The sequence below is a fragment of the Streptomyces sp. Sge12 genome (assembly GCF_002080455.1).
In the GTDB taxonomy this organism is placed as follows: Bacteria; Actinomycetota; Actinomycetes; order Streptomycetales; family Streptomycetaceae; genus Streptomyces.
The window spans coordinates 5194531-5217793 of sequence record NZ_CP020555.1; the positions used below are offsets into that span (position 1 = coordinate 5194531).

Sequence of the window (23263 nt, forward strand, 5' to 3'; positions counted from 1 at the left end):
TGCGGCAGCGCCGGGACGCGACTGCGCCCCGGCGCGGGTGTGACAGATTCCGTCCGCTCAGCGCTCGCGCGTGCGCGCGTAGTGGCGCGAGGCCTTCGCGCGGTTTCCGCAGGCGGCCATCGAGCACCAGCGCCGGGTGCCGTTGCGCGAGACGTCGAAGAAGCGCAGGACGCAGGTCTCGGACGCGCAGGTGCGGATCCGCTCGGGCGCGGAGCCCAGCAGGTCGAGGAAGTCGCGCGCCGCCGTCCAGGCCGGCCCCCAGGCCGGATCGGCGAACTCGGCGCGCTCGCCCGGGCCTTCGGCGGTCAGGGTGGCCCGGATGCGGCCGTGCTCCAGTACGGCGTCGACCAGGGTGCGGGCGCTCTCGTCGGCGGGGTCCGCGACCGCGCGGGACAGTGCCTCGCGGGCGGTCAGCAGGTGGACGAGGGTCGCCGCGTCGGCGCGGAAGCGGCCGGCCAGGCCGGTGCTCTCCAGCCAGACCGCGAGCCCCTGCACCCGGGTGAGCCCGGCCGCGCCGGCGAACAGGTCCAGCGGTTCGCCGTCGGCGACCCAGCGGGTGTTGAGCAGGTCGAGGGCGATCGGCTCCCCGGTCAGGGGTCGTGGATCCACTGCCGTCATGTCCCGCTCGCCCCTCTCAGGCCGCCCCGCTAACCCCTTAAGGGTACGTGAGCGGTTGACCCCTCGCTCCTAACCTCTTACTCTGGATTCAGAGGTTAGGTATGGATGGGTGTGCCATTCCCTGCGGAAGGACCGTCATGATCTCCGGGGCGTACCACTGGGGCGCGCTGGCCGTGCAGGAGCGGGTCGGCGTACGGGACCTCGCCGAGCACGTCGGACGCTCGATCGGCGCGGGCATCGGCGATGTCGCCGCGGCCTTCCTGGGACTCCAGCCGCACCTGGTCGTCGGCGCCGCCGACGGCGCGGGGCGTGTGTGGGCCTCCCTGCTCACCGGCCCGCCGGGTCTCGTACGGGCCACCGGGCCGGACCGGATCGTGGTCGCCTCCGGGCCGCCGGAGGGCGACCCGCTCGCCGAGGCGCTGGCCACGGCGGGGACCCGGGTGGGGAGCATCGCGCTCGACCCGCGCACCCGGCGCCGGATGCGGCTGAACGGAACCCTCGCGGTGACGCGGCGGGGCTTCGCCGTCGAGGCGGAACAGGTCTTCGCCAACTGCCCGAAGTACATCCAGCGGCGCAGGCCGCTGGAGCTGGCCGGGCAGGGGGCGGGTGTCGTACGGCGCGGGGACGCGCTGACCCCCGGCCAGCAGCGGACCGTGCGCGGCGCCGACACCTTCTTCATCGCCACGACGGCGGAGGCGGACGGGGTGGACGCCAGTCACCGCGGCGGGCTGCCGGGCTTCGTCGAGGTGCTCTCGCCGGTCGAGCTGGCCTGGCCGGACTATGCGGGCAACGCCATGTTCCTGACCCTGGGGAACCTGACGGCCGATCCGCGGGCCGGGCTGCTCTTCCCGGACTGGGAGAGCGGGGCGGTCCTGCAGCTCAGCGGCCGGGCCCGGACGGAATTCGGGGCCGACGGGAGTCGCCGGACCCGCTTCCGGGTGGAGTCGGTGGTGGAGGGCGTGCACCCGGGGCGGCTGCTGTGGAGCACCCCGGAGTACTCGCCTCACCTGGGCAGGACCACCAGGTAGGCGGCGGGTTCCCGGTCGTCGGAGGCGGTCAGGGCGGTACGGATGACCGCCGCCTGCTGCTCGGGCCAGTCGCGGAGCTTGCGCGGGGTGATGTGGAGGACGGTGACCCCGAGCCGCTCCAGCGTCTCGCGCTTGCGCACGGACTCGGACCACTGCTCGTCCTCGCCCTGGCGCGGGGCGCGGGTGTCGATCTCCACGGCGACGGCGTGCTCGGGCCAGTACGCGTCGACCCCGCCGAGGTGCGGACCGCCGGGCAGCCGCAGGTCGACGTTCCAGACGGGGTCGGGAAGCTCGTAGCCCCGTACGACGTGGTACAGCCGGTCCTCGGCGATGGCCCGGCCCTCCGCGAGCAGCGACTCCACCGCGTCGACCACGTGCGGGCGGTTCAGCAGCCGGGCCACCGTCAGCTCCCGTACGACGGCGGCCGGTTCGCAGTGCCCGCCGCGAACGGCCTCGCTCAGCAGGCGGCGCACGGTGGCGGCGTCGGAGAGCTGGGTGACGGCATCGGCGACGGCCCGGGCGACGGGCGCCACCGGCAGCCCGGTCACCTCCTGGGAACGCGGCGGGGTGTGCGTCCGTACGATCCGCACGTCCCCGGTGGAGCGCAGCCGCCGGGTGCCCGGCACCAGGACGTCGATGTGCGAGAGGGCGAGCAGTGCGGGCGCGGAGCCGAACCGGTACAGCGCGAGCGCCGCGAGCCCGGTGATCATGGCCTCGCCGCCGCCGCGCCGGCCCGCGTACAGCAGGGCGGCGTGCAGCCGCTCCTCGCTGGTCGCCGGGCCGGAGTGGAGGAGGAACACCCCGGGCAGGATCTGCTGCCAGGGCCGCTCGGCCGCGTCGGAGGCGGTGACGCCGTGCTCGCGCAGCTGGGCGAGGGTCAGCACGCGGGGGCGGCTGCCGGTGAGGTGCGCGAGGGGGAGGGGTGCGTTGTGGTTCATGACGCGGTGATTCCCTCAGGCCATGGCCTTGCTAACCCCTGTTACACGCTCGTCGACAAATCCGGACAAGCTGGGGCTAAAGTACGGGCGTTCGACTGCCGATGGGGTGCGCCCATGTGGGGGACCCGGCCCTCGAACGCCGGGCGGCTGGAAGATCCAGCCTCGCCGGCGTTCGAGGCGCGGGGTCCGGGGCGGAGCCCCGGCAACGGCGCCGCAGGCTAGTTGCCCGCCGCCGCGTCGCAGGCCTGGGCGCGCAGGGCCCTGGCCAGGTCGTCGCGGGCCTCGACGACCAGACGGCGCAGGGCCGGAGCCGCACCGGCATGCGCGGCGAGCCACGCGTCAGTGGCGTCGATCGTGGCCGAGTCGGCCTGCAGCGACGGGTACAGCCCCTTCACCACGTCCATCCCGATCTGGATCGACCGGTCCGCCCACACCCGCTCGATCACGTCGAAGTACCGCCCCGCGTACGCCGCCAGCAGGCCGCGCTGCGAGGACTGCTGCATGCCCGCGATCGTCGCCTCCACCAGCGCGTTGGACAGCGCGTCCGACTCGACCACCGCCGCCCACGCCTGGTCCTTCACCGCCTGCGAGGGCCGCGCCGCCAGGCACCGCACCTGGTGCCGCTTGCCCGAGGCCGTGTCGTCGCGCGCCAGTTCGGCGGCGAGCACGCCCTCGTCCACCGCCCCGTGCGCGGTCAGCGGGCGCAGGAAGTCCCAGCGCAGCTCCTGGTCCACGTCCAGCCCGTCGATCCGGGCCGACCCCTCCAGCAGGCCCAGCAGCAGCTGGAAGTCGCCCTCCGTCGCCGCGCTCGCCGCGAAGAAGCGGGCCCAGGTCAGCTGGTGCTCCGACCCCGGCGCCGCGACCCGCAGTTCGTGCAGCGCGCCCGCCGCCAGCTCCCGGCCGCCCTGCTCGCGCCAGTCCGGGGCCGCGTAGTGGGTGACCGAGCTCAGCGCCTGCGCGTGCAGCTGCTGCAGGACGCCGACGTCCGTCTCCCGGCCCGCGTGGGCCAGTACCAGCGAGACGAAGTCGCGCGCCGGCATCAGGCCGTCGCGCGTCAGGTTCCACAGCGCCGACCAGCTCAGCGCCCGCGCGAGCGGGTCCGTCAGGTCGCCGAGGTGGGCCCGCAGGGTGTCCAGGGAGCCCTCGTCGAAGCGGATCTTGCAGTAGGTGAGGTCCTCGTCGTTGACCAGGACCAGGTCGGGCCGCTCCGTGCCCGCGAGCTCCGCGACGACCGTCCGCGCACCCGACACGTCCGCGTCGGCCCGGGCGTAGCGCACCAGGGCCCCGTCGGACTCCAGCCGGTACAGGCCCACCGCGACCCGGTGCGGGCGCAGCTCGTCACCCTCCTGCACGACGGCCAGTTCCGTCACGCGGCCGCCCGCGTCATAGGTGAGCACCGGGGTCAGGGCGTTCACCCCGGCGGTCTGCAGCCAGGCCCGCGACCATGTCGCCATGTCCCGGCCGGAGACCTCCGCGAGCACGGACAGCAGGTCGTCGAGCGTGGTGTTCCCGTAGGCGTTGGCCTTGAAGTAGCGCCGCGCGCCCTCCAGGAAGGCGTCCCGGCCCACGTAGGCGACCAGTTGCTTGAGCACCGCCGCGCCCTTGGCGTAGGTGATGCCGTCGAAGTTCAGCTTGGCGTCCTCCAGGTCACGGATGTCGGCCGTGATCGGGTGGGTGGACGGCAGCTGGTCGGCCCGGTAGGCCCACGCCTTGCGGTTGTTGGCGAAGGTGACCCACGCCTGGTCGAAGCGGGTGGCCTCGACCAGTCCGAAGGAGCCCATGAAGTCGGCGAAGGACTCCTTCAGCCACAGGTCGTCCCACCACTTCATGGTGACCAGGTCGCCGAACCACATGTGCGCCATCTCGTGCAGGATGACGTTCGCGCGCCGCTCGTAGGAGGCCTGCGTGACCTTGCCGCGGAAGATGTACTCCTCGCGGAAGGTCACCAGCCCCGGGTTCTCCATCGCGCCCAGGTTGTACTCCGGCACGAAGGCCTGGTCGTACTTCCCGAAGGGGTACGGGTAGTCGAAGATCTCGTGGAACAGGTCGAAGCCCTGCTTGGTGACGAGGAAGACGTCGTCCGCGTCGAAGTGCTTCGCCAGCCCCTTGCGGCACATCGCGCCCAGCGGGATCGTCAGGTCCCCGCGGGTGTAGGAGTCCGTGACGTAGTGGTAGGGGCCCGCGACCACGCACGTGATGTACGTGGAGATGGGCGCGGTCTCGGCGAACCGCCACACGCCCGCCTCGCGGGACTCCTCCGCCCCGTTGCTCCACACCTGCCAGCCCTCGGGGGCGGTCACCTCGAAGCGGTACGGGGCCTTGAGGTCGGGCTGCTCGAAGTTCGCGTACACCCGCCGGGCGTCGGCCGGCTCGTACTGGGTGTAGAGGTAGACCTCGCCGTCCTCCGGGTCGACGAAGCGGTGCAGGCCCTCGCCCGTCCGGCTGTAGGCGCAGTTCGCGTCCACCACGAGGACGTTCTCGGCGGCCAGGCCGTCGAGGGCGATCCGGGCGCCGTCGAAGACCGCGGCCACGTCCAGCGCGCGCCCGTTGAGGGTCACGGTGTTCACCGAAGGGGCGATCAGGTCCGCGAAGGTGGAGGAGCCGGCGGCCGCCGCCCGGAAGCGGATCGTCGTCACCGAGCGGAAGGTCCGCGGACCCTCGGCCGGTTCGGCCTCGTCCACCGCGGACCGGATGTCGAGGACCACCTCGTACCCGTCGACGGACAGCAGATCGGCCCGCTCGTGGGCCTCCTCGCGGGACAGATTCTCTCCGGGCACGTGCACTCCTTCGTGCGTGATCGCGTTCTTGGGTCGAATCCTCGCACGAGGGAATGCGCGCCACTCCGTACTGGTTGGTGACGGGGAACGTGAGCTCAGCAATGCCCTTTTTGCGACCCATGCCGAGACTGAGGAGAGACATGACCGACACCCAGGTGCGCGAGAAGACCCCGGTCGACTTCTGGTTCGACCCGCTCTGCCCTTGGGCCTGGATGACGTCCCGCTGGATGGTCGAGGTCGAGAAGGTCCGCGACGTCGAGGTCCGCTGGCACGTGATGAGCCTCGCGGTGCTCAACGAGAACAAGCTCGACGAGCTGCCCGAAATCTACCGCGAGCTGCTCGGCCCCAAGGGCTGGGCTCCGGTGCGCGTGGTCATAGCGGCGCAGCAGAAGCACGGTGAGGAAGTCACCGGCAAGCTCTACACCGCGCTCGGCACCCGTATCCACAACGAGGACAAGGGCCCGACCCGCGAGGTGATCGCCGAGGCGCTCGCCGAGGTCGGCCTGCCGGCCGAGCTGCTCGCGTACGCCGACTCGGACGAGTACGACGAGGTGCTGCGGGCCTCGCACAACGACGGCATCGACCGGGTGGGCCAGGAGGTCGGCACCCCGGTGATCTCGGTCCCGGGCTCCGAGGGCGAGGGCGACGTCGCCTTCTTCGGGCCCGTGGTCACCCCGACCCCGCGCGGCGACGCCGCCGCCCGGCTCTGGGACGGCACCCTGCTCGTCGCCTCGACCCCGGGGTTCTACGAGATCAAGCGCACCCGTACCAAGGGCCCGTCCTTCGAGTAGTCCTTCGAGCAGTCCGTAGCACCACGCACAGAAGACCCCCGTGAGTCACGTCCTCACGGGGGTCTTCCGTTCAACACGCCCGTACGTGAAGGCTGAGAAGACGATCACGAGGCGGGCGGGCTCGGGGTGGTGCGATCAGCCCTTGGCGGGGATCAGCAGCGGGGTGTTCGCCTTGGCGTCGGCGTAGCGCCGGGACACGTCCTGCCAGTTGACGACGTTCCACATCGCCTCGATGAAGTCCACCTTCTGGTTCTTGTACTGGAGGTAGAAGGCGTGCTCCCAGGCGTCGAAGACCAGGATCGGGGTGCTGGCAACGCCCACGTTGCCCTGGTGGTCGTAGACCTGCTCGACGACCAGACGGCCGCTGACGGGCTCGTACGCGAGCACGCCCCAGCCGGATCCCTGGGTGGCGGAGGAGGCGAAGGTCAGCTGCTTCTTGAACTTCGCGAAGGACCCGAAGGACTCGGTGATCGCGTCGGCCAGGTCGCCCAGGCCGTCGGCCGCGGTGGGCTCGCCGCCGCCCTCGCCGGTCTTCGGGCTGGCCATGTTGTGCCAGTAGATGCTGTGCAGGATGTGGCCGGAGAGGTGGAACGCGAGGTTCTTCTCGAGGCCGTTGAGGGCGCCCCAGTTCTCCTTGTCGCGCGCCTCCGCCAGCTGTTCCAGCGTGTTGTTGGCGCCCGTGACATAGGCCGCGTGGTGCTTGTCGTGGTGCAGCTCGATGATCTGCGGGTTGATCACCGGCTCCAGCGCCGCGTAGTCGTACGGAAGCTCAGGAAGCGTGTAGATGGCCATGCGTGTTATCCGGTCCCCTCGGCGTGCCAATCGCTTATTGCAATCAATGCGCAACTGCACGCTAGCAGTATCTATTCCGCCTCACACGTAAGGGTCACCTCTGTACAACGCAGCCGGGCCCCGTGCGAACGCACGGGGCCCGGCTGCGGTTGAGGGGTCGTCAGCGGGTGTCGGCCGCCCGGTGCTGCACGGCACGCTTCTGCATGATCCAGCCGGTCACCGCGAGGGCGACGGTGAGCCCGCCGGTGAAGACGACCTGGACCCGCGTGTCCTCGCCCAGGGCCATCAGCACCAGGACCCCGGCCACCCCGGCCAGCGCCACCCAGGTCAGATACGGGAAGCCCCACATCTTCACGACCAGTTTCTCGGGAGCCTCGCGCTCCAGCCGGCGGCGCAGCACGAACTGCGAGACGGCGATGAAGCCCCAGACGATCAGGATGACCCCGCCCACCATGTTCAGCAGCCAGGCGAACAGGGTGTCCGGGTACCAGTAGGACAGCAGCACGGTGACGAAGCCGAAGCCGCAGGAGGCGAGGACCGCCCGGCGCGGCACCCGGCCGCTGACCTTGCCCAGCGCCTTCGGGCCCTGCCCGCGGGAGACGAGGGAGTAGGCCATGCGCGAGGAGCCGTAGATGTTGGCGTTCATCGCGGACATCAGGGCGATCAGGATGACCACGTTCATGATCTCGCCGGCGGCCGGGATGCCCAGGCGGTCGAGGGTGGCGGCGTACGGGCCGTCCGCCGTGACCGCCGGATCGTTCCACGGCAGGAGGGTGACGATCACCAGCATGGACCCCACGTAGACGATCGCGATCCGCCACATGGTGGTGCGCACGGCCTTGGCCACGCCCCGGACCGGGTTCTCGGACTCGGCGGCCGCGATGGTCACCGTCTCCAGGCCGCCGTACGCGACGACCGAGGCCAGCAGCCCGACCAGCAGGCCGTCCACCCCGTGCGGCAGGAAGCCGCCGTCGTGCAGCAGGTTGGCGGTGCCGGGGGCGTCGGTGCCGGGCAGCAGGCCGAGCACGGCGAGGACGCCCAGGCCCAGGAAGAGGGCGATCGCGCCGATCTTGAGGGCGGCGAACCAGAACTCGAACTCGCCGAAGTTCGAGACGGCGGCGAGGTTCGAGCCGCAGAACACCGCCATGAAGACCAGCACCCACATCCAGGAGGGGGTGCCCGGGAACCAGCCGGTCATGATGTGCGCCGCGCCGATGGCCTCGATGGCCACACCCACGCACAGCAGGATCCAGAACATCCAGCCGGCGGTGAACCCGGCCCACGGGCCGATCGCCCGCTCCGCGTGGACGGAGAAGGAACCGGAGGCGGGGTTCGCGGCGGACATCTCGCCGAGCATCCGCATCACGAACATCACGAGCAGCCCGGACGCGGCGTACGCGAGCACGATCGAGGGGCCCGCCGCGGCGATGCCGGCGCCGGAGCCGACGAAGAGTCCGGCGCCGATCACACCGCCGAGGGCGATCATCGAGAGGTGGCGCTGCTTGAGTCCGTTGCCGAGCGGGGACCCGGCGTCGCTCTGCGGGGGTTCGAGGGGTGTCAGGGTGCTCTGGCTCATGGGGGTGTGCCTGTCCGGTGTGCGGGGGGACGTGATGAGGTGCCCCAGTCTCACCTCCGTCCGATCTTCGGATGGTCTGCGTCCGATATGCGGACAGCCGGATGACCGGCCGTGATCATCCCCGTACGCTCACGACAGGACGCAGGTGACGCGACGACAGGGGGACCGGTGGACGAAGGAATGGACCACGCCGTACGGGAACTGGCCGACACGGGCCGGGGGGTGCTCGTCACCGGGGCCTCGCGGGGCATCGGGCGGGCCATCGCCACGGCCTTCGCCGAGCGGGGTGACCGGGTGGCGGTGCACTGCACGGTCCGGCAGGCGGACGCCGAGCGCACCCTCGCCGGCCTGCCGGGCGAGGGCCACGTCCTCGTCAGCGGCGACCTCGCCGACCCGGCCCGCGTGGAAGCCCTCGCGGCCGAGACCGAGGAGGCGCTCGGCGGCATCGACGTGCTCGTGAACAACGCCGCCGTGATGGTCGCGCACCCGCTGCCCACGACCTCGTACGCCGACTGGCAGGAGGCCTGGCGGCAGACCGCCGCCGTGAACCTCTTCGCCCCGGCCAACCTCACCCACTGCGTCGCCCGCCACATGATCGCCGGCCGGCGGGAGGGCCGCGTCGTCAACATCGGCTCGCGCGGGGCGTTCCGCGGCGAGCCCGACCACCCCGCCTACGGCGCCACCAAGGCGGCCCTGCACGCACTCGGCCAGTCCCTCGCCGTCTCCCTGGCCCCGCACGGCATCGCCGTGGCCTCCGTGGCGCCCGGCTTCGTGGCCACCGAGCGGGTCGCCGGGCGGCTCGAGGGAGAGGAGGGCGAGCGGATCCGGGCGCAGAGCCCCTTCGGCCGGGTCGGCACCCCTCAGGAGATCGCCGCCGCCGTGCTGCACCTGGCCTCGCCCGCCGCACGCTGGAGCTCGGGCACCGTGCTCGACGTCAACGGAGCCTCGTACCTGCGCACCTGACGCGCGAAGGCCCCCCGCGCCGGGTGCGCGGGGGGCCTTCGCATGCCGTGGGCCCGGGGGCCGCGGGCCGGTCAGGACTTCGAGGTGCGCCGCTCCCGCACGAAGGCCACCACGAGGACGAGGGCCGCCGCGCCCGTCGACCACAGCAGCTGCGGCCGCGCGGAGTCGTCGAACAGCATCAGGACCAGCACCGCGGCCATTCCGGCCAGCGCCGCCCAGGTCGCGTACGGGAACAGCCACATCGGCAGGGTCAGCCGCTCGGGCATGTCCCGCTCGATCCGGCGGCGCAGCTTCAGCTGCGACACGGCGATCAGCGCCCACACGAACAGCAGCACCGCGCCGACCGCGTTGAGCATGTAGAGGAAGATCGTGTCCGGCCACAGCAGGTTGAGCACCACCGACACGAAGCCGAAGGCCACCGAGGCGAACACCGCCCGGCGCGGCACCCCGCCGCCCGAGACCCGCAGCAGCGACTTGGGCGCCTCACCCCGCTCGGCCAGCGAGAACACCATGCGCGAGGACCCGTAGAGGTTCGCGTTGAGCGCCGACAGCAGCGCCACGAACACCACGATGTTCATGATCTGGCCGGCCGCCGGGATACCGATCGAGTCGAGGACCGCGACGTACGGGCTCTCGCCCGGCTTCAGCGAGTCCCACGGCAGCAGGGTCACGATGACCACCATCGAGCCCACGTAGAAGAAGAGGATGCGCCAGACCGCGCTGCGCACCGCCCGGGACACCGACCGCGCCGGGTCGTCCGACTCGGCGGCCGCGATCGTGACGACCTCCAGGCCGCCGAAGGCGAAGATGACCGCGAGCATGCCGGCGACCACTCCGCCGAAGCCCTCGGGGAAGAAACCGCCCTGGCCGGTGAGGTTGGCCGCGCCGATCGGCTCCGTGTCCGGGAGCAGGCCGAAGATCGCGAGGGTGCCGAGGATCAGGAAGAGCACGATCGCGCCGACCTTCAGGGCGGCGAACCAGAACTCGAACTCCCCGAAGTTCTTCACGGCGGCCAGGTTGCTCACCGTGAAGACCACCATGAAGAGCAGCACCCACACCCACTGGTCGACCGAGGGCACCCAGCCGTTCGCGATCTTCGCCGCTCCGGTGGCCTCCACCGCCAGCACCACGACCAGCAGGAACCAGTACAGCCAGCCCGCCGAGAAACCGGCCCAGCGGCCGAGCGCCCGCTCCGCGTAGACGGAGAAGGAGCCCGAGGCGGGCATCGCGGCCGACATCTCGCCCAGTGCCCGCATCACCAGCATCGCGAGGACGCCCGCGAGCAGGTAGGAGCAGATGATCGCGGGACCGGCGATGCCGATGCCGGCTCCGGAGCCGACGAAGAGCCCGGCGCCGATGACGCCGCCGAGGCCCAGCATGGTCAGGTGGCGCTGCTTGAGGCTGTGGCTGAGGGGTTCCGCGGGCAGGTCGCCCGTCGTGGGAGGTGCTGCTTCCAGGCGCTCGCGCATGAAGGGTGCTCGTACTCTCGTTCGGCCCAGCGGCGGTGGGGGCTCCGCGTCAGGATTGGCGGGACCCTACAGTCTCGCTGAGCGGCGGTCGTCCGTGCAAAACGGACGTGTTGTCTGATCTTCCTCGTGACGAGGATCACGTCGACTCGGGCGTGGAGAGAGGGCTTTGTGGTATCCCCACCAAAGCGGGGAGGGGGGCTTTGTTCCGGGCAGCGCTGGGGAGGCGGGGGAGCGCGCACTAGCGTCGGTGATCGTCCTGCCACCCCCACCCCGTGGAGTTCCCCGATGAGCACTGCCTCCGTCTCCCTCCGGCCCGGCGCCGTCCTCGCCGACCTGCTGCCCGCGAGCCGCGTCCGCGACACCGCGCTGGTCGTCGGCGGCGCCGCGCTCACCGGGCTGGCCGCCCAGATATCCGTCCAGGTCGACGGCCTGGCCGCGCCGATCACCGGCCAGACCTTCGCCGCGCTGCTGGTGGGCACCGCGCTCGGCGCCCGCCGCGGCTTCCTGTCGCTCGCCGTCTACACCCTGGTGGGCATGGCCGGCGTGCCGTGGTTCGCGGGCGGCGGCTCCGGCGCGGGCGGCGCCACCTTCGGGTACGTCCTCGGGATGCTGCTGGCCGCCACCGTCGTCGGCGCCCTCGCGCGGCGCGGCGGCGACCGCTCGGTGCTGCGTACGGCCGGCTCGATGGCGGTGGGCTCCGCCGTGGTCTACGCGGTGGGCGTGCCCTACCTGATGGCCGTCACCGGGGCGTCCCTCACCACCGCTCTCGCGACGGGCATGGTCCCCTTCCTGATCGGCGACGCCCTCAAGGCCGCACTGGCCATGGGCGCCCTGCCGACCGCCTGGAAGCTGGTCGGCCGCCGCGGCTGAACGGCCCCCCGTACGCACCGGAGCCCGGCCCGCCTTCGAAGGCGGGCCGGGCTCCGGCGTACGTGCACGTGCGATCAGCCCTGCAGGGCCCGCTTGCGGCGGAGGTCCAGGACCACACCGACGAGCACGACCAGGCCGGCGACCAGGGTGGACAGGGTGACGACCTCGCGGTTGGCGTCGTCCACGAACATGTAGCCGATCACGAACATGATCAGTGCGGCGGTGGCCCAGGTCAGCCACGGGAACAGCCACATCTTCACGGTCAGCTTCTCCGGGGCCTCGCGGACCAGGATCCCGCGCATCTTCAGCTGGGTGAAGCAGATCACCAGCCAGACGAAGAGCGCGATGGCACCCGAGGAGTTGAGGAGGAAGTTGAAGACCGTGTCCTTGAAGGCGTAGTTGAAGTAGACGGCGACGAAGCCGAAGACCGTGGAGCCCAGGATCGCGGCGACCGGCACACCGTTCTTGTTGACCTTGGCGAACGCCTTGGGGGCGTCACCGCGCTCACCGAGCGAGAAGGCCATGCGGGAGGCGGTGTAGAGGCCGGAGTTCAGGCAGGACAGCACGGCGGTCAGGACGATGACCTCCATGATCGTGCCGGCGTTCGCGATGCCGATCGAGTCCAGGGCCGCGACGTACGAGCCCTTCTCGGTGATCGACTTGTCGTTCCACGGGAGCAGGGTCAGCACGATGAAGATCGAGCCCAGGTAGAAGACGCCGATCCGCCAGATGACGGAGTTGGTGGCCCGGGTGACCGCCTTGCGGGGGTTCTCCGACTCGCCGGCCGCCAGGGTGACGATCTCGCTGCCCATGAAGGAGAAGACGACCATCAGCACACCGGTGAGGACCGCGCCGTAGCCGTTGGGGAAGAACCCGCCGGCGTCGGTGAGGTGCGCGAAGCCCGCGCCCGGGTTGTCCGAGCCCGGCAGTACGCCGAAGACGGCCAGCATGCCGACGATCACGAACGCGCCGATGGCGACGACCTTGATGCCCGCGAACCAGAACTCGAACTCACCGTAGGAGGCGACCGAGCCGAGGTTGGTGGCGGTCAGCACCGCCATCACGATCAGCGCCCAGGCCCACTGCGGGACGGCCGGGATCCAGCCCTCCAGGATGGCGGCACCGGCGGTGGCCTCCACGGCGAGGACGACGACCCAGAAGAACCAGTAGAGCCAGCCGATGGAGAAGCCCGCCCAGCGGCCGAGCGCGCGATCGGCGTAGGCCGAGAAGGAGCCCGAGTTCGGGCTCGCGGCAGCCATCTCGCCGAGCATCCGCATCACGAAGACGACCATCGCGCCGACCAGCGCGTAAGAGATCAGGATGGCGGGACCGGCCTTGGCGATACCGCCACCGGAGCCGACGAAGAGACCGGCGCCGATGACGCCGCCGATGGCGATCATGGACAGGTGGCGGTTCTTGAGACCGGCCTTCAGACCGTCGGAGGGCTGGCCTTCACCGGGATTCCCGGTGGGGTCGCCTTCCTTCTGGAGGGTCGTCGTGGAGCTCATGGACGGATCCTTAGGTTCTCGGGTTGCGAGCCCCGGCATTCAAACCTGAGATGAACGCAGGACGGAAGACCTCAATCCGGATCGTTGCCTTAGGGCGAACGTCCAGGACCGGGGTCCTCCCGTGTCCCATCTGCGTTCTTTGGGTTTACTTGAGCTTTAGAAGTGACTTACGCGACACCCGCTGCGGGCTGCCGGGCCTCCTCGTGCCACACTCGTTTCATGCGCGTGTACCTCGGATCCGACCATGCCGGCTTTGAGCTCAAGAACCACCTGGTGGACTGGCTCAAGAACAACGGCCACGAGCCCGTCGACTGTGGGCCCCACATCTACGACGCGGTGGACGACTACCCGCCGTTCTGCCTCCGCGCCGCGGAGAAGACCGCCGCCGACGCCGGCAGCCTCGGCATCGTGATCGGCGGCTCCGGCAACGGAGAGCAGATCGCCGCGAACAAGGTCAAGGGCGTCCGCGCCATCCTGGCCTGGAGCGTCCAGACCGCCCAGCTCGGCCGTGAGCACAACAACGCCAACGTCATCTCCGTCGGCGGCCGCATGCACACGCAGGACGAGGCCGTCAGCTTCATCGAGGCCTTCCTCGCGACCCCGTACTCCGACGAGGAGCGCCACACCCGCCGCATCGAGATGCTCTCCGCCTACGAGACCACCGGCGAGCTCCCCCCGATCCCGGCCCACCACCCGCAGGGCTGACCCCCCCCTTCCGGCCGTGCCGCCCCCCGGGGCCGGTGCGGCCGGTTTCTCTTTCCGTTTTCCGAGGAGCTCCGCCGTGCCCGAGGGGCATACGATCCACCGCCTCGCCCAGGACCACGCCGAGCGGTTCGCAGGCCGGGTGGTCCGCGTCAGCAGCCCCCAGGGCCGCTTCGAGCAGAGCGCGGCCGTACTCGACGGACGCGAGCTCGACGGCGCCGAGGCGCACGGCAAGCACCTCTTCCTGGAACTCGGCGACGCCTGGATCCACATCCACCTCGGCCTGTTCGGCAAGCTCGGCTTCGGCCCCGCCCCGGCCCCGCCCGCCACGGACACCGTCCGGCTGCGCCTGCTGAACGAGGACCACTACGCCGACCTGCGCGGCCCCACCGCCTGCGCCCTGATCGGCGAGGGCGAGAAGAAGGCGATACACGACCGGCTCGGCCCGGACCCGCTGCGCCCCGCCGACGACCCCGACCGGGCCTGGAAGCGGATCTCCCGCTCCCGCACCACCGTCGCCGCCCTGCTCATGGACCAGAAGGTGATCGCGGGCGTCGGCAACGTCTACCGCGCCGAGGTCCTCTTCCGGCACGGCATCGACCCGTACCGCCCGGGCAAGGACCTCACGCGCGGCGAGTGGGACGCGATGTGGCTCGACCTCGCCGCCCTGATGCGCGAGGGCGTGCGCAACAACCGCATCGACACCGTCCGCGACGAGCACCTGCCCGAGGCGATGGGCCGGCCGCCGCGCGTCGACGACCACGGCGGCGAGGTCTACGTCTACCGGCGGGCGGCCATGCCGTGCCACATCTGCGGGAGCGAGATCCGCACCGCCGACCTCGCCGCCCGCAACCTCTTCTGGTGCCCCGGCTGCCAGGCCCCCTGAGGCACGGCCCGGCCCGGGCTCAGAAGCCGTGCGGCAGCCAGGGCGCCACGTCCCCGGCGAAGGCCCGCGAGGTCTCCGCCAGTGCGCCCGGGCGCAGCTCCCGCACCAGGCCGGCCGCGCCCAGCGAGGTGAGGGTGATCCCGCCCCAGGTACGCCGACCCCAGCTCCCGGACCGACAGCTCCAGGTCCGCCTCCTCCTCGGTCCGGGTGCAGCGGGCCACGCCCTTGCCGTCCGCCACCAGCCGCCACCGCCCCTCGTTCCACGGGCCGAACGGGTCCCGGACCGCCAGGACCACGTCCACCTGAGCCCCGTACGTCCGCGCCTCCAGCGCCGCCGCCAGGTCCACCAGCCGTACGTGCAGCGAGTCCCGCGTCCGCGTCCGCGACCGCCGGATGTCGCTCACCAGGTGCAGCAGCGGGTCGTCCACCGGGCGCCGCGTCGCCCGTACCGTCCAGGTCAGGTCGATCGAGAACAGGAAGCGCCACAGGGCCGCGCACGCCGCCGGGTCCAGCGCGTCGAGATCGCTCACCTCGACCCTGCCCTCCGAACCCGTCAGGTCCCAGTCGGGCTTGACCCGGTAGCGGGCGTAGCCGACCACCTCGCCGTCCTCCCGCTCGGCGACCACGCACTTCAGCGGTGACCCGCCGCCGCGCATCGCCGGCGCGTCCAGCAGCGACTGCTGCTCCCAGCCCGGCTGCCGGGCCGGCATGCCCGGCCGGGTGGGGACCAGCGCCGCGTAGACCCGCTCGCAGTCCGCCAGCGCCCGCTGCGGGTCCACGAGGCGCAGCCGTATCGCGTCCGTCCCCGGCGGCACGGACAGCCGTACGCGGGTCGTGTCGACCTCCACCGCCAGGGCGTAGCTGGCCGGGCCGTAGCCGAAGCGCCCGTAGATCGCCGGATCCGAGGCCGTCAGCACGGCGAGCGGTTCGCCACCCGCCCGGATGTCGTCGAGCTGGCGGCGCATCAGGGAGGTGAGCACCCCGCGCCGCCGGTGGGTGGGGGAGACCCCCACCATCGTGACGCCGGCCGCCGGGACGACCGCCCCGCCCGGCACGGACAACCGGAAGGTGAAGGCGCCGGCCGAGCCCACGCACGCGTCACCGTCCCAGACGCCGAGCGAACGGTCGACCTCGGTCAGCGATTTGTAGAGCTCCCGCTCCTCGGGGGACTCGGGCACGCCACCGAACGCCAGTTCCAGATGGTCGTACCAGACATCCCACTCATCCGCCTGCAATACACGCATCTCAAGAGCCATACGGCCATGCCTATCAGGGCAATCCGCCCCAGTCGATCTGTTTTCGGGCCGCTCCCGCCCCCCGGTCCGGGGGTACCCCTGCGCATCCACAGCCAGGATGGATAAGGTCCCGAAGCAATGGCCGGAGCACGCGTGGAATCCCTCATGGCCCGGATGCGCATGCTGTCGCACCGGGGTCGCACCGCCCTGCGCAAATCAGCCGTCGACTACTTCCGCGGCGACGCCTCCGACTGGCTCGCCTTCGGCGGACTGCTGTTCACCGTGCCCGCCATCGCCTGCGGCACGCTGATGCTGCCCGTCTGGTTCTCGCCGTCGGCGCTCGTCCTGCCGATCGTGGCCGGCGGGCTGCTGCTGCGCCCCGCCAGCCTCCTCGCCCTCTACGCCGCCTCCGCGACCGCACTGATCGTCGAGGCCCTCGTCCTCGGCCCCTACACCCAGGGCCCGGCGCGCGTCACCCCCGGCACCGTGCTGGTGGTCGCCGCCTGCGGATTCTTCGGGCTGGTCATCGCCCAGTTCCGCAGCCGCGTCGGCGTGCCCTGGAGACGCGGCGGCACCATGCTCTTCGACCTGCGCGAACGCATCCGCGTCCAGAGCAAGCTGCCCGCCCTGCCGCGCGGCTGGCACCGCGAGATGGCCCTGCGCCCGGCCGGCGGCCAGTCCTTCTCCGGCGACTTCGTCGTCGCGGCCCGCACCAACGGCGGCCGGACCCTGGAGATCGTGCTGACCGACGTGTCCGGCAAGGGCATGGAGGCCGGCTCCCGCGCCCTGCTCCTGTCCGGCGCCTTCGGCGGACTGCTGGGCGCCCTGCCCGCTCACGGCTTCCTGCCCGCCGCCAACGGCTACCTGCTCCGCCAGGACTGGGACGAGGGCTTCGCCACCTCCATCCACCTCGTCCTGGACCTGGAGACCGGCGACTACGAACTCCTTTCGGCCGGCCACCTCCCCGCCCTCCAGCTCTGCGCCGGCACCGGCCGCTGGCAGGAGAAGACCGGCGAGGGGCCGCTCCTCGGCGTCTACGACGGAGCCGAATTCACCCCCGCCCGCGGCAACCTGCGCCCCGGCGACGTCCTGATGCTCTTCACCGACGGCCTGGTCGAGACCTCCGACCGCGAGATCAGCGAAGGCATCGACCGCCTCACCGGCGAGGCCGACCGCTACGTGGCCGCCGGCTGGGACGGCGCCGCCTGGCACCTGATCGAAAAGGTCGCCAAGGACGTCAACGACGACCGCGCCCTCCTCCTCATCCGCCGCTCCGCCTGACCGGGGTGGGGCCGTCCCCACCCCCGGCCCGCCGCGCGGCCCCACGGCCACGGCCCCACCGTGATCCGCCCGCCGGGCACGGGCACCGGTTCCTGCGCCGGGCCTCGCTGACGTCCGCGTCTCAGCGCACCAGCGGCTTCCACGGCCCGAGCCCCAGCTTCCCGGTGTTCCCGAGGTCCACCGGCGCCCTGAGCCGCAGCCACAGCCGGGGGGCGCCGGGCCGGGGCTCGACCTCCACGACCGGCGCCGTGGTGGCCGCCACCGACGAGTCGGTGACGAGGTTGCGCCACACGATCCCGAAGTAGGCCGCCCGCCCCGGATCCAGCGTCACCCGCTGCGGGGCCTCGTCCAGGTTCGCCGTCCCCGTGGTGATCCCCGCCGACCCGTGCTCCACCACGACCTGCACCGGATCGTTGCGGCCGTCGCGCAGCGACAGCTGCGGGTAGCCCTCCAGTACGTATTGCTGCGTACCGCAGTTGACCAGCTGGAGGTTCGCCACCCGCAGCCCCATCGCCGCGTCCCCGTCCATCTCCACGAGCCGCGCCCCGCCCTCGGGGCACGGCTCCGCCGAGGCCGGCGGAGCCGCGGGGGCGCTCCCGGTGGGCGCCGGCCTCGCGGTCACCGTCACCGCGGCCGGCCCGGCCGCCGCCCTCGGCGCCGGCGGTGTCGAGCACCCGGACACCCCCGCCGTCGCCCCCGCCAGAGCCCCCGCCGTGACCAGCGCCGGTATCCATCGACCCGTCCGCCGCTTCGTCCGCCGCCTCGTCCGCTGCTTCGCGATCATCCGGTGAGCCTACGGCGCCACACGGGCCAATCCCCGCCGATTGGCCCGCCCCCTCGGCCCCGGCCGCGCCTACCGTGCCCCCATGGACCGCACGCTCGCCGCCGACCTCGCCCGGCTTCCCGAACTCCTCGACGCCACGCGCTCCGCAGCCGCCGAAGCGCTCGCCACCCTGGCGGCGCGTCCCGTCGTGCCGCCCGCCGGGGAGCCGCACGCCCCCGAGCCCCTCCCGGAGCACGCGACCGGCACGGAAGCCGCCCTCGCCGCCTTCCGCGACCGCTGGGAGCCGCGGCTGTCGGCCTCCGCCGGACCCCGCTACCTCGGCTTCGTCACGGGAGGCGCCACCCCCGCCGCCCTCGCCGGGGACTGGCTCACCGCCGCCCACGACCAGAACTCCAACTCCGCGCTCGACGGCGGCGGCCAGGACCTCGAACGCGAGACCGTCGGCTGGCTCCGCGAGCTCTTCGGGCTCTCCGCCGCGCACTCCGGCACCTTCGTCTCCGGCGCCACCATGTCCAACACCACCGGCCTGGCCATCGCCCGCGAATGGCTCGGCGAACGCCTCGGCGTCCGCCCGGCCGAGGACGGCGCGGCCGCCCTCGGCCCGGTCCGCGTGCTCTCCGGCGCCCCGCACTCCTCGATCGCCAAGGCCCTCTCGGTCCTCGGCCTCGGCCGCAACTCCCTCGTCAACGTCCCCACCCTGCCCGGCCGCGAGGCCGTCGACCCCGCCGCCCTGGAACGGGCACTGGCCGACACCCCCGGACCGGCCGTGGTCGTCGCCAACGCGGGCACCGTCAACACCGTCGACTTCGACGACCTCCGGGCGATCGCGGCCCTGCGCGAACGCCACGACTTCTGGCTCCACACCGACGCCGCGTTCGGCGCCTTCGCCGCCCTCTCCCCGGAGCACGCACACCTCGCCGACGGCCTCGACGCCTCCGACTCCCTCTGCATCGACCTGCACAAATGGCTCAACGTCCCCTACGACAGCGCCGTCCAGTTCACCCGCCGCCGCGACCTCCAGGCCCGCGTCTTCCAGAACTCCGCCGCCTACCTCGGCCCGCTCGGCGACCACCCCGACCTCGTCCACCTCACCCCGGAGAACTCCCACCGGCTGCGCGCCCTCGCCGCCTGGTTCACACTCCGCGCGTACGGCCGCCAGGGCCACCGGGAGATCGTCGAACGCGACATCGCCTGCGCCCGCGCCCTGGGCACCGCCCTGGCGGCCGACCCCGCCCTCACCCTCCTCGCCCCGGTCCGCCTCAACGTCGTCTGCTTCACCCTCGCCCAGGCCCCCACCCCGGAACGCGTCGCCGCCCTGCGGGAGGCGGTGGCCGCCGAGGTGTTCGTCACTCCGACCGTGTACGGGGGAACCGCCGGGCTGCGCGCGGCGTTCTCCAACTGGCGTACCACACACGACGATGTACGCCGGGCAGCGCAGGCACTCGGCGCAGCGGCAAGGGAGATCGCATGACGAACAGCCCCCTGACCCTCATCGAGGTCGAGTCCCTCGCCCGCAGCGCGCACGAGGGCCAGACGGACAAGGCCGGCCGGCCGTACGCCGAACACCTCGCGGCCGTGGCCGAGGGCGTCCGGCTGCGCGGCGGCAGCCCCGAACAGCAGGCTGCGGCCTGGCTCCACGACGCCATCGAGGACGAGGCCCTCAGCCTCACCTGGCTGGACGCGGCGGCCCTCCCGCAGACGGTGAAGGACATGGTCCTCGCGGTCACCAAGCGCCCCGGCGAGGCGGTCGAGCAGTACGCGGCCCGCATCCTGGCCACCCCGGGCGCCCTGCTGGTCAAGGAGGCCGACCTCGCGCACAACGCGGACCCCGTCCGCCTCTCCGTGCTGGACGACGCCACGCGCGAGAGGCTGTCCGCAAAGTATGCGAATATCCGTTCCCTCCTCGGCCTCACCACCCCGTGACCGGTGCCCCGCGCCCGAAATATTCCTGTCGCACATGTGGTTGGCGGAAACGGAACCAGGCCTATTCGTCACGGGGCGTATAGCCGGGGCCCGTTGGTGGGAGGATGGTCCATGTGGGGGTGTGCCAGGCCGTACCCCCCGGGCCGACCAGGGGACGACCGAAGGTGTGATCAGTAGTGGCCATTTCGCTGTCAGTGGTGGTTCTGTTGGCGGTCATCCTGGTGGTGCTGATCCGCGGCAACCACATCAAGACGGGCCCCGCCATCGTCGCGGCGCTCTTCGGCTTCTTCCTCGCGTCCAGCTCGATCGCGGACGACGTGAACCGCTTCCTGAACTCACTCGCGACGATGATCGCGAACATCAAACTCTGACCCCACGCCTCACACGCCGACACGCCCCCGACCCCGCTGCGGCAGTCGCGCCCGCCAGTCGGTGACGGGCTCGGTGCGGCCCCGGTAGACCTCACGGGCCAGCACGACGGCTCCCCCGCCGTACTGAAGGGCCAGGTTGAGGAAGTCTGCTCCGGCATGGCCCTTTGTGCTCTGGAGCGGGTGACGGTAATCGAACCCGCGTAACTGGTTCGGAAGCTCCCCACAGAACGCCCTCCCGCTCGGGCACGCGGGGGACACGGCCCGCTGTCAGTGCCCCGGACTAGCCTTCCCGACGTTGGGCCGGCCTGGCACCGCACGACGGTACGACGCGGCCATGGGGGGTGGCTCAGAAGAGTGCGCCGAGCCTGCGGGCTCCGCGTCCTCGTGCAGCTCCGACTCCACCCCCCTTCCCAACGATCAACCTGGCCCCAGCTCTGGGGAGATGACGGATGCTGCTCCAATCTCCGGAGCCTTCGTCCACCCGCGTGTGGCAGGTTGAGGGCCATGAGCAAGGACGGAGATCGACGACGACGGCTGGGTCGTCCTCAGCGGCGTGTCACTCATGGACGGCACGTATCCCCGCTCGTGCGACGCCCAGCACTGCAAGCCCATCCGCATCCCGGTCGAGGAAGTCATGGCCATCAAGCAGGACCTAGGGCCGAAAGGGCACCAAGCGCACGAAGGAAGATCCACAGCGCGAGGGGCGCGCAGGGGGCACGCGGAGCTGATCGGAAGCCCGGGAACGACGAAGGGCCAGGTTGAGGAAACGTCCTCTGACCTGGCCCTTTGTGCTCTGGAGCGGGTGACGGGAATCGAACCCGCGTAGCTAGTTTGGAAGACTAGTGCTCTACCATTGAGCTACACCCGCAACGCGCGCGCCCCGGTCCGGGGACCTCGGCACGGACAGCATCCTAGCGGGTCGCTCCCGGTGGGCGCACACCACATTCGGCGCCGTCGCGGAGACCTCCCCGAAATACCTCGGGAAACCCCGCGCAGAAATACCTCGGGAAACCCCGCGCATCAGAGTGTCTCCGGGCATGTACCCTACGTGTCGCACCGACGGGGTGTGGCGCAGCTTGGTAGCGCGTCCGCTTTGGGAGCGGAAGGTCGTCGGTTCGAATCCGGCCACCCCGACCAACAGCAGTGTCTCCACAAGATCGCGTTGTGGGCTGATTGCCGCTTGCGGCTACTATGCAAGCTGCGTGCCCGTGTGTCTGATGTACCGGGCCGAAGTCCGCTGAACCGCTGAATCGCAGCGAGACGGCAGATCCCCCAGAAGTCAGCCACAAGGAGACCGAACCGTGAAGAGCGCCGTGGAGACCCTGAACCCGACTCGGGTTCGGCTCACTGTTGAGGTGCCCTTCGAGGAGCTCAAGGACAGCCTCGACGCGGCGTACAAGAAGATCAACCAGCAGGTCACGGTGAAGGGCTTCCGCAAGGGCAAGATCCCGGCCCGCGTCATCGACCAGCGCTTCGGCCGCGGTGCGGTGCTGGAGGAGGCCGTCAACGACGCCCTCCCGAAGTTCTACACCGAGGCGGTCAACGAGGCCGACCTGAACCCGCTGGGCCAGCCCGAGGTGGACATCACCGAGCTGAAGGACGGCGAGGTCCTCGCCTTCACCGCCGAGGTGGACGTCCGCCCCGAGATCGAGATCCCGGACTACTCCGGCATCGAGGTCGAGGTCGACGCCATCGAGGTCTCCGACGAGGACGTCGAGAAGTCCGTCGAGCAGCTGCGCGGCCGCTTCGCGTCCACCCAGGACGTCGAGCGCGCCGCCGCCGAGGGTGACGTCGTCACCATCGACCTCGAGGCCAAGGTCGACGGCGAGGTGCTGCCCGACGGCGTCGCCTCCGACGTCTCCTACACCATCGGCTCGGGCGAGCTCCTCGAGGGCATCGACGAGGCCGTGACCGGCCTGGAGGCCGGTGGCGAGGCCACCTTCACCTCCCAGCTGAAGGGCGGCTCCGCCGAGGGCAAGGACGCCGAGGTCACCGTCAAGGTCACCAAGGTCTCCGCCAAGGAGCTCCCGGAGCTGGACGACGAGTTCGCGCAGATGGCGAGCGAGTTCGACACCCTCGAGGACCTCAAGGCCGACAGCCGCAAGCGCCTCGAGAACATGAAGCAGTACGACCAGGCCACGCAGGCCCAGGAGCGCGTCCTGGAGAAGCTGCTGGAGCTCGTCGAGGTCCCGATCCCCGAGAAGCTCCTCGCGGACGAGGTCCAGACCCGCAAGCACAACCTGGAGCACCACCAGCTCGGCCAGATGGGTCTGACCATCGAGAAGTACCTGGAGTTCCAGGGCAAGACGGTCGAGGAGTTCGACGCCGAGACCTCCGAGCAGGCCATCAAGGGCATCAAGACCCAGTTCGTCCTCGACGCGCTGGTCAACAAGGAGAAGCTGGGCGTCGACCAGGAGGAGCTCACCGAGCACCTCATGCGCCGCGCCGCTTCCTCCGGCATGTCCCCCGACCAGTTCGCCCAGGCCGTCGTCGAGGGTGGCCAGGTCCCGATGCTGGTCGGCGAGGTCGCCCGCGGCAAGGCCCTCGCGGTCGTCGTCGAGGCCGCCAAGGTCGTCGACACCAACGGTGAGGTCGTGGACCTGTCCGACGAGGACGAGGAGCAGGCCGCCGAGTCCGCCCCGGCCGCCGTCGAGGGCGACGACGAGGTCAAGGCCGACGAGGCCAAGTAACACCTCGGGCGAAGCCCGCTGAGCAGTGCCTGGAAGGGCCCGGACGCCGTCGCGTCCGGGC

Annotated in this window: 20 protein-coding genes, 2 tRNA genes and 1 pseudogene; 13 read left to right on the forward strand and 10 right to left on the reverse strand. The window is 71.5% G+C overall.

The window, feature by feature from the left end:
• Positions 1-57: 57 nt before the first annotated feature.
• Positions 58-618, reverse strand: a complete 561-nt coding sequence (locus tag B6R96_RS23220; RefSeq protein ID WP_081523545.1) for a CGNR zinc finger domain-containing protein — start codon at positions 616-618, stop codon at positions 58-60.
• A gap of 137 nt (positions 619-755) precedes the next feature.
• Here B6R96_RS23220 and B6R96_RS23225 point away from each other — a divergent pair, with 137 nt between their 5' ends.
• Positions 756-1646, forward strand: a complete 891-nt coding sequence (locus B6R96_RS23225) for a pyridoxamine 5'-phosphate oxidase family protein (protein WP_081523546.1) — start codon at positions 756-758, stop codon at positions 1644-1646.
• Here B6R96_RS23225 and B6R96_RS23230 read toward each other — a convergent pair.
• Positions 1622-2584: a hypothetical protein gene (locus tag B6R96_RS23230; RefSeq protein ID WP_081523547.1), complete on the reverse strand. Its 963-nt coding sequence runs from the start codon at positions 2582-2584 to the stop codon at positions 1622-1624. The two genes, B6R96_RS23225 and B6R96_RS23230, sit on opposite strands and share 25 nt — an antisense overlap.
• Before the next feature lie 218 nt (positions 2585-2802).
• Entirely contained in the window at positions 2803-5361 is a 2559-nt protein-coding gene (pepN, locus tag B6R96_RS23235; protein WP_081523548.1) for an aminopeptidase N, read from the reverse strand.
• A gap of 140 nt (positions 5362-5501) precedes the next feature.
• On the opposite strand from pepN, the gene B6R96_RS23240 reads away from it, so the two are divergent.
• Positions 5502-6152 carry a mycothiol-dependent nitroreductase Rv2466c family protein gene (locus tag B6R96_RS23240; RefSeq protein WP_053176893.1) on the forward strand — a complete coding sequence of 217 codons (651 nt, stop codon included), beginning with the start codon at positions 5502-5504 and terminating at the stop codon, positions 6150-6152.
• Between the two features lie 135 nt (positions 6153-6287).
• Here the strand turns inward: B6R96_RS23240 and B6R96_RS23245 are convergent, their stop codons facing one another.
• Together B6R96_RS23245 and B6R96_RS23250 are read right to left on the reverse strand one after the other, a co-directional pair.
• A complete protein-coding gene (locus B6R96_RS23245; RefSeq protein WP_030384709.1) occupies positions 6288-6944 on the reverse strand; it encodes a superoxide dismutase in 657 nt (218 codons plus the stop codon).
• Positions 6945-7104: 160 nt separating this feature from the next.
• The gene (locus B6R96_RS23250) at positions 7105-8520 is read right to left on the reverse strand and encodes an amino acid permease (RefSeq protein ID WP_079404934.1); all 1416 of its coding nucleotides are present in this window, start codon (positions 8518-8520) and stop codon (positions 7105-7107) included.
• 180 nt (positions 8521-8700) lie between these two features.
• Here B6R96_RS23250 and B6R96_RS23255 point away from each other — a divergent pair, with 180 nt between their 5' ends.
• Positions 8701-9483 carry an SDR family NAD(P)-dependent oxidoreductase gene (locus B6R96_RS23255; protein ID WP_081523549.1) on the forward strand — a complete coding sequence of 261 codons (783 nt, stop codon included), beginning with the start codon at positions 8701-8703 and terminating at the stop codon, positions 9481-9483.
• 71 nt (positions 9484-9554) lie between these two features.
• Here B6R96_RS23255 and B6R96_RS23260 read toward each other — a convergent pair whose 3' ends face one another.
• Positions 9555-10952, reverse strand: a complete 1398-nt coding sequence (locus B6R96_RS23260) for an amino acid permease (RefSeq protein WP_081523550.1) — start codon at positions 10950-10952, stop codon at positions 9555-9557.
• A gap of 285 nt (positions 10953-11237) precedes the next feature.
• Between B6R96_RS23260 and B6R96_RS23265 the strand changes: the two genes are divergently transcribed.
• Positions 11238-11822, forward strand: coding sequence for a biotin transporter BioY (locus B6R96_RS23265; protein ID WP_053704099.1), 585 nt, complete (start codon positions 11238-11240; stop codon positions 11820-11822).
• A gap of 74 nt (positions 11823-11896) precedes the next feature.
• Here B6R96_RS23265 and B6R96_RS23270 read toward each other — a convergent pair whose 3' ends face one another.
• Positions 11897-13330 (reverse strand): amino acid permease, encoded by a 1434-nt coding sequence (locus B6R96_RS23270; RefSeq protein WP_081523551.1) that lies wholly within the window; start codon positions 13328-13330, stop codon positions 11897-11899.
• A 219-nt stretch (positions 13331-13549) separates the two neighbouring features.
• Between B6R96_RS23270 and B6R96_RS23275 the strand changes: the two genes are divergently transcribed.
• The gene (locus tag B6R96_RS23275) at positions 13550-14035 is read left to right on the forward strand and encodes a ribose-5-phosphate isomerase (protein ID WP_030384703.1); all 486 of its coding nucleotides are present in this window, start codon (positions 13550-13552) and stop codon (positions 14033-14035) included.
• Positions 14036-14111: 76 nt separating this feature from the next.
• Positions 14112-14918, forward strand: a complete 807-nt coding sequence (locus B6R96_RS23280; protein ID WP_081523552.1) for an Fpg/Nei family DNA glycosylase — start codon at positions 14112-14114, stop codon at positions 14916-14918.
• 19 nt (positions 14919-14937) lie between these two features.
• Here the strand turns inward: B6R96_RS23280 and B6R96_RS23285 are convergent.
• Positions 14938-16174: pseudogene (locus B6R96_RS23285) on the reverse strand (GNAT family N-acetyltransferase).
• A 117-nt stretch (positions 16175-16291) separates the two neighbouring features.
• Between B6R96_RS23285 and B6R96_RS23290 the strand changes: the two are divergent.
• The gene (locus tag B6R96_RS23290; RefSeq protein WP_030384700.1) at positions 16292-17434 is read left to right on the forward strand and encodes a PP2C family protein-serine/threonine phosphatase; all 1143 of its coding nucleotides are present in this window, start codon (positions 16292-16294) and stop codon (positions 17432-17434) included.
• Positions 17435-17555: 121 nt separating this feature from the next.
• Here B6R96_RS23290 and B6R96_RS36935 read toward each other — a convergent pair whose 3' ends face one another.
• Positions 17556-17933: a DUF4232 domain-containing protein gene (locus tag B6R96_RS36935; RefSeq protein WP_237291498.1), complete on the reverse strand. Its 378-nt coding sequence runs from the start codon at positions 17931-17933 to the stop codon at positions 17556-17558.
• Between B6R96_RS36935 and B6R96_RS37565 the strand changes: the two genes are divergently transcribed.
• The 4 genes from B6R96_RS37565 to B6R96_RS23310 all read left to right on the forward strand — a co-directional run bounded on the left by B6R96_RS37565 (position 17911) and on the right by B6R96_RS23310 (position 20512).
• Complete coding sequence (locus B6R96_RS37565; protein ID WP_162498482.1) at positions 17911-18225, forward strand: hypothetical protein; 315 nt, start codon at positions 17911-17913, stop codon at positions 18223-18225. The genes B6R96_RS36935 and B6R96_RS37565 overlap by 23 nt on opposite strands.
• Before the next feature lie 75 nt (positions 18226-18300).
• Positions 18301-19689 (forward strand): pyridoxal phosphate-dependent decarboxylase family protein, encoded by a 1389-nt coding sequence (locus B6R96_RS23300; RefSeq protein ID WP_081525213.1) that lies wholly within the window; start codon positions 18301-18303, stop codon positions 19687-19689.
• Positions 19686-20141 carry an HD domain-containing protein gene (locus tag B6R96_RS23305; RefSeq protein ID WP_053704106.1) on the forward strand — a complete coding sequence of 152 codons (456 nt, stop codon included), beginning with the start codon at positions 19686-19688 and terminating at the stop codon, positions 20139-20141. Before B6R96_RS23300 ends, B6R96_RS23305 begins: the two co-directional genes overlap by 4 nt.
• Before the next feature lie 176 nt (positions 20142-20317).
• On the forward strand, positions 20318-20512 hold the full coding sequence (locus tag B6R96_RS23310) for a membrane protein (RefSeq protein ID WP_030008564.1): 195 nt from the start codon (positions 20318-20320) through the stop codon (positions 20510-20512).
• 794 nt (positions 20513-21306) lie between these two features.
• On the opposite strand, the gene B6R96_RS23320 is transcribed toward B6R96_RS23310, so the two are convergent.
• A tRNA-Gly gene (locus B6R96_RS23320) sits at positions 21307-21380 on the reverse strand.
• Positions 21381-21572: 192 nt separating this feature from the next.
• On the opposite strand from B6R96_RS23320, the gene B6R96_RS23325 reads away from it, so the two are divergent.
• Positions 21573-21649, forward strand: a tRNA-Pro gene (locus B6R96_RS23325).
• 164 nt (positions 21650-21813) lie between these two features.
• Positions 21814-23202: a trigger factor gene (gene tig / locus B6R96_RS23330; RefSeq protein WP_053171650.1), complete on the forward strand. Its 1389-nt coding sequence runs from the start codon at positions 21814-21816 to the stop codon at positions 23200-23202.
• Positions 23203-23263 lie beyond the last annotated feature (61 nt).